This window comes from Streptomyces montanisoli (genome assembly GCF_017813245.1).
Lineage (GTDB): Bacteria > Actinomycetota > Actinomycetes > Streptomycetales > Streptomycetaceae > Streptomyces > Streptomyces montanisoli.
On sequence record NZ_JAGIQL010000291.1, the window covers coordinates 1 to 4,015 of the forward strand.

Genomic DNA, 4,015 nt, shown 5'->3' on the forward strand with positions numbered 1-4,015 from the left:
CGGCGCGCCGGCAGGCCGTCCTCCCGTCGGCCACCGCAGGGCCCGTGCCCCAGCGGGTCGCCGCCCTGCTGCACCGCTCGGGCGGGCCGCGGCGCCTGGTGACGGCGTTCGCCCTGCTGCTGCTCGTGTGCGCGGGCACCTCGTCCACGGCGGTACTCGCCGGCGCCGTCGGCCTGCACAGCGGCGTCGAGGTCGCGCAGGGCGAGGCGGCGGCGCCCGGACACCTCTGACCCGCCGCGCGGCGGGGCGCCAGGCCACGAGGGACGGGCCCCCGCGGGCACGCGAGCGCGCCGGCGTCAGCCGAGGGAGGGCGGCCTCTGCTCGACGCGGCGCAGCACCGGCTCCAGCCGGTCCACCCCGTCATCGTGCGGGCGCCGCTCGTCCCACCAGGTCGCGCCCGCGTCGGCGAGCGGGCCGACCAGGTCGCGCGCGCGGCCGGGATCCGCCGGGCTCGCACCGCCCACGACGAACTCGAAGGGGCCGTCGCCCGCGCCCTGCTCGCGACGCTGCTCCCGCACGTAGCCGGCCATGTCGCGCACCTCGTCGACGGGCGGGCAGTGCCCGTGCCGTGCCGACTCGAACAGCGGCACGGCGCCGTCCCAGCGCGCCGCCCTGCGCATCGGCCTCCGCTTCGGCCAGTACCCGGCGATCCAGACGGGCGGGCGCGGGCGCCGCACCGTGGCGGGCAGCAGCGCCACGTCGTCGGCGTGGAAGTGGCGGCCGTGGTGCGTCACCGGCTCGCCCGTCCAGTACCTGGCCAGCAGGCCCAGCCCCTCGTCGAGGCGCTCGGCCAGCACCACGGGGTCCGTGGGCTCGCCGAAGCTGCCGTACTCGTCGTCGATCGGGCCGCCGAGCCCCGCCCCGAAGACCACCCGGCCCCCGCTCAGCCCATCCAGCGTCGCCACCTGGCGCGCGAGCTGCTCGGGGCGGCGCCGTGGCACGGGGGTGACGAGCGTGCCGAGCGCGATCCTGCTGGTCGCCAGGGCGGCCGCGGTGAGCAGCATCCACGGATCGCCGAACGCCCGGCGCTCCTTCTTCGTATGGACGACGTGGTCCCAGACGAACAGGCCGTCCCACCCCGCCTCTTCCGCGGTGACGGCGAGGGAGGCGACGGTTCGCGGGTCGGCGAAGTCGCCGAAGTTGGGAATGTTGATGGAATAGCGCACGCAGGGATCGTGCGCCACGGCGCCCCTGGGGGCAAGGGGTTTCCGCTGCTCCGGGATGCCGTGCCCGCGGGCGGGCCATACGCTGGCCGCCACAGGGGGGCCGAGCTGGAGGTGCCCGCATGCCCCGCCCCATCTGGACAGGCGCCGTCTCGTTCGGGCTCGTGACGATCCCGGTCCGTGTCACCGGCGCCTCCGAGAACCGGGGCGTGCGCTTCCACCGCATCCATCTGGAGGACGGCGGGCGCGTACGCAACCAGAAGCGGTGCGAGCTGGACGACGAGGTCGTCACCGACGACGACATCGGCAAGGGGTACGAGCTCTCCAAGGACCACATCGTCCCGGTCTCCGACGACGAGCTCGACGCCATACCGCTGCCCACCGCCAAGACCGTCGAGATCATCGCCTTCATGGACCGCGACGCCATCGACCCCGTCAGACTCGGCCAGAGCTTCTACCTGGAGGCCTCGGGCCAGGCCGCCGCCAAGCCGTACGTGCTGCTGCGGCGCGCCCTGGAGCGCAGCGGCCGGGTGGCCGTCACCAAGCTCGCCCTGCGCGGACGGGAGCGCCTGGCCATCCTCGACATCCGCGAGGACGCGCTGACCCTGCACACCATGCACTGGCCGGACGAGGTCCGCTCGCCCGACGAGCTCGCCCCCCGGCCCGTCGACCTCTCCGAGGACGAGGTCGCCCAGGCGATGTCGCTGATCGACGGCATGACCACCGACGACCTGTCCCAGTTCCACGACGAGTACCGGCACGCCGTCGAGGAACTGCTCGCCGCGAGGGCCGAGGGGCGCGAGCCCCCGAAGGCCGAGGAGGGGAAGGAGCCGGGCAAGGTCGTCGAGCTGATGACGGCGCTCGAGCAGAGCGTCGAGAGGGCCAGGCAGTCGCGCGGGGAGGGCGGCGCGGACGGAGGGGCAGGCGGGGACGCGACGGTGCACGAGATGACCGGCAGGAAGGGCACGGCCAGGAAGACCGCCGGGGGCGGGACGGCGAGGAAGAAGCCCGCGGCCAAGGCCCCGGCCAAGAAGGCAGCGGCCGGGAAGAGCGCGGCAGCGAAGACGGCGGGCAAGAAGACGGCCGGCGGGAAGCCGGCGGAGCAGAAGCAGAAGAAGACGGCGGCGCAGAAGAAGACGGCCGCGAAGAAGACCACCGCGAAGAAGACGCCGGCGAAGAAGGCGACGACGCGGCACCGCAAGGCGTCCTGAAGCGCCGGAGTGCGCCGGCGGACAGCGAGCGCTGTACGGAGCCGCGTCGGGTCGCGGATTCCCGGGGCCCGTTCGCGCGCGGCGGCGCGCGCCGTGACCGGGAAGAGTGGCCCACCCGCGCGGCCAGGGGCCGATGTCAGTGGGCGCCGGTAGATTGCGGCGGCATGAGGGAGACCGATGTGCCCCTGCCCGACGGGGGCGTCCTGCATGTCTACGACACCGGCGACGGCGGCGCTGATCAGCTCGCCGTCCTCTGGCACCACGGCACGCCCAACACGGGGTCCCCGCCCCGCCCGCTGTTCCCCGCCTCCGAGCGGCTCGGCATCCGCTGGATCTCCTACGACCGCCCCGGCTACGGCGGCTCGACGCCCCGGCCCGGCCGCGACGTGGCCTCGGCCGCCGGGTACGCGGCACTGACCGCCGACGCGCTCGGCGTGGACCGGTTCGCCGTCATGGGCCACTCGGGCGGCGGCCCGCACGCGCTCGCCTGCGCCGCCCTGCTGGGGGACCGGGTCGTCGCGGCGGTCGCGGGGGCGTCGCTCGCGCCCTACGGCGCGCCCGGTCTCGACTACTTCGCCGGCATGGCGGCGTCCGGCGCGCTGTCGCTGTCCACCGCCGCGCGCGGGCGTGCGGAGAAGGAGCGTCTCCAGGAGTCGGGGACCCCGTACGACCCCGAGTTCGCCGCCGCCGACCTCGCCGCGCTGCACGGCCCGTGGTCCTGGTTCGAGGAGGTGGTCGGCGCGGGGGTGGCATCGGGCCACGCCCCGGCGATCGACGACGACCTGGCCTACGTCGCGCCGTGGGGGTTCGAGCCGGCACAGGTGCGCGTCCCGGTCCTGCTGCTGCACGGTGGCCTCGACCGGATCGTCCCCGTCGCCCACGCGCGCTGGCTCGCCGCCCGGCTTCCGGCGGCCGAGCTGCGGGTCGGCGAGGAGGACGGCCACATCTCGGTGCTCACCGCGGGCGACGAGGCGCTCAGCTGGATCCGCGAGCGCGCCGGCGGGTGAGGAGCCGTCAGGCGCCGTCCTGGCCCCTGCTCGCCGCACGGCTCGCGGCGCGCTCGGCGCGGCGCGCGCCCGCACGCTCGTGCAGCGCCCGCTCCTGAGGCGTCACCGGGACGAGCGCGGGCACCGCGTGCGGCGTGCCGTCCGCGTCCACCGCGACGAACGTGAGGTGCGCGGTGACCACCTCGGTCGCGGGGCCCGGCGCGTTCCATCGCTCGGCGGTGACGCGCACGCCGACGTCCATCGAGGTCCGGCCCGCGTACTCCACCTGGGCGTTGACGGTGAGCAGGTCGCCCACCCTGGCGGGCGCGATGAAGCTCATCCGGTCCACGGACGCCGTGACGGCCGGGCAGCCCGCGTGGCGGGCCGCGGCGGCGCCCGCCGCGTCGTCCACGAGCTTCATGACGACCCCGCCGTGCACGGTCCCGTACAGGTTGGTGTCGTGGGCGGACATGATGTGTGCGAGCGTGACCGTCGAGTCCGCCGGTGATTTCTTGTCTTCCATGGTCTTTCTCGTGCCGGAGCCGTCCGCCGCGCAGGTGGCGCGACGTGCCCAGTCTTCCAGCGCCCGTGGCGGCGGGCACCCCGGGGGCCGGGCCACGGCCGTGCGCACCCGCCCGCCGCGCCGGGCGTCCGG

General features: G+C 75.7%; 4 protein-coding genes and 1 pseudogene. 3 read left to right on the plus strand and 2 right to left on the minus strand.

Translation table 11 applies throughout. The features are described from left to right. A pseudogene (locus JFN87_RS32280) lies at positions 1-230 on the plus strand (M56 family peptidase); the annotation flags it as partial. 66 nt (positions 231-296) lie between these two features. Here the strand turns inward: JFN87_RS32280 and JFN87_RS32285 are convergent. Beyond that, positions 297-1,166 carry an LLM class flavin-dependent oxidoreductase gene (locus JFN87_RS32285; protein ID WP_209345948.1) on the minus strand — a complete coding sequence of 290 codons (870 nt, stop codon included), beginning with the start codon at positions 1,164-1,166 and terminating at the stop codon, positions 297-299. Positions 1,167-1,285: 119 nt separating this feature from the next. Between JFN87_RS32285 and ku the strand changes: the two genes are divergently transcribed. Together ku and JFN87_RS32295 are read left to right on the plus strand one after the other, a co-directional pair. Continuing rightward, positions 1,286-2,374: a non-homologous end joining protein Ku gene (gene ku, locus JFN87_RS32290; RefSeq protein WP_209345950.1), complete on the plus strand. Its 1,089-nt coding sequence runs from the start codon at positions 1,286-1,288 to the stop codon at positions 2,372-2,374. A 164-nt stretch (positions 2,375-2,538) separates the two neighbouring features. Next, positions 2,539-3,381, plus strand: a complete 843-nt coding sequence (locus JFN87_RS32295) for an alpha/beta fold hydrolase (protein ID WP_209345952.1) — start codon at positions 2,539-2,541, stop codon at positions 3,379-3,381. Between the two features lie 7 nt (positions 3,382-3,388). Here JFN87_RS32295 and JFN87_RS32300 read toward each other — a convergent pair whose 3' ends face one another. Beyond that, entirely contained in the window at positions 3,389-3,883 is a 495-nt protein-coding gene (locus JFN87_RS32300) for an acyl-CoA thioesterase (RefSeq protein ID WP_209345954.1), read from the minus strand. Positions 3,884-4,015 lie beyond the last annotated feature (132 nt).